Source organism: Enterobacter sichuanensis, assembly GCF_002939185.1.
GTDB lineage: Bacteria > Pseudomonadota > Gammaproteobacteria > Enterobacterales > Enterobacteriaceae > Enterobacter > Enterobacter sichuanensis.
This window is the reverse complement of sequence record NZ_POVL01000137.1, coordinates 1-1,799: the sequence shown is the minus strand read 5'-3', so window position 1 is coordinate 1,799 and position 1,799 is coordinate 1. Positions and strand designations below refer to the sequence as shown.

Genomic DNA, 1,799 nt, shown 5'->3' with positions numbered 1-1,799 from the left:
TGGGAAATCTGAAGAAAAAAAAGATAGTAAATGATTTACCATAACACCTCATTGCGCGCACCGCTCAGACGGCCTGTGCGCGATTTTCCCTCCTGAGCCTCAAAACCACACACCTTACCCACTGAAAACCGCTCAGAATGGCGCAGATGATTTCTGAGGCCGTGAATCGTTATGCAGCCGGCTGCCTGGCGTCCGGTTTCAGTGCGATCCCATACTTAACTGCCAAAAAAACAAAAAATATGACTTTCACGAAAACGGTGAACGGGCAGGCAATTTATTGCCGAATCGTGAAGCGTTGGCGGGGTATCGGGGCGCAGCCCTGACCAGGGGATCAAAGGGGATGAAATCCCTTTGCAAGGACGCCGATAAGAGACAGAGCGCGAAGCGTTTTGTATATACATCGGGTAGCCTTGTTGCCTTTGAATTTACGCACCGTTTCTCCCATTTATGGAGAAACGTCTAAGTGCGCGTTGCTTTTATTTTTGGTTTTATAAATTCAGATCTCAAAGCCAGCTAACTTGCCTGGTTTAAAAGGTGAAAGATGTAGATTCAGAGTGACCGCGAATCATGTGATCTCAGGTCCAATGACGCCTCCTCGCTCATTCGCTCACTCCGTTCGGTCATGAGTCTGTGGCGGGCGTTGAGAGTGTTACTGAAAGGGATTTGGGATTTACTATGGCCCAGATGTACAAAAGCCCCGTGACATAATCACAGGGCTTAGGTACGCTTATTCGTGCAGATACCTGCTACAGATAAGACCTAGACAATCAAATCTTAGCAGGGCTGGCTAGCCATGTCACTACCAGCTTAATACCATTCAACGACATTAAAATCATATCTGCACCTTAGACGCTCAGGTCTACGCCCCGGACTCCGGCAGGATAAACAGGCAAATTGGTGGGAACGTAACTTAACCGCGAAAGAGTTAGGCTCTACCCCGTCTCGCTGTACGATAACAAGCACCTGATAAAATGAGCGAACAAGGCAGCAGTAAGCGGGAAAGTGTGATTGTGAGAAGTCTGACACTAACCCCACACAAATCGAATCAGTTGCTGGATAAGACACACAAGAAAAGAGCTTGACGAAGGTCGCTCCGCTCCCCATGGTTTTTATATACCCACCATGGGGGCATTAGCTTTCTATTCTTATAAAAAACCAGGAGACAGAATGAATAGCGATCAAAGTTACTGGCTTGTGGGTGCAAGCTGGGATGGTGTAGATCACCAAGACAAAAAATTTGTAGATAACAAAATCTGGGTTTTGGGCTACAAAGAAAAAGATGATGAAAGTCAGTATTTAAAGGCAAAAAAAATAAAAAAAGGCGATCGTATCGCTATAAAAAGGATGATGGGAAAAGGCTCAGCCAACATAAAAATACTCCACACAGGAATAGTGGAAGGAGTAGTCGACTATGGCTCATTGGTCATTTGCGTAGTCAATTGGCTAGTACTAGAAAAGAACATTGAAGTTGACAGTAAAGGTGCCTTTGCCAGCATTCACGGTCCATACAAGCAAGGGAAGGACAAGGATACCGATGCATGGCTGAACAAAGTATTCTCACTGTAATTAGCCGACAATCGAAAACAAAAGGGAGAACAGATGATGAAAATAGATCGTCTTGTAAGGGTCACAAAAAAAGAGAATAGCAACGGTTCATCGTCAACCGAGTTGGAATGGGAGCCTGGTTCGAAAAAAGAGATTCTCAAAGGAGCAGCAGCTGGAGCAGCATTAGGGAGCATTGTCCCTGTTATTGGAACCGGAATTGGCGCAGCTATTGGTGGGACTCTAGGACTGATTTT

At 45.5% G+C, this 1,799-nt stretch carries 2 protein-coding genes and 1 pseudogene; all 3 read left to right on the top strand.

Annotation, left to right across the window (positions count from 1 at the left end; genetic code table 11):
• Window positions 1-137: 137 nt before the first annotated feature.
• A complete protein-coding gene (locus C5687_RS24790; protein WP_036969366.1) occupies window positions 138-323 on the top strand; it encodes a hypothetical protein in 186 nt (61 codons plus the stop codon).
• Window positions 324-1,167: 844 nt separating this feature from the next.
• Window positions 1,168-1,566, top strand: coding sequence for a hypothetical protein (locus C5687_RS24125; protein ID WP_036969360.1), 399 nt, complete (start codon window positions 1,168-1,170; stop codon window positions 1,564-1,566).
• A 33-nt stretch (window positions 1,567-1,599) separates the two neighbouring features.
• Window positions 1,600-1,799, top strand: a pseudogene (locus C5687_RS25245) (hypothetical protein); the annotation flags it as partial.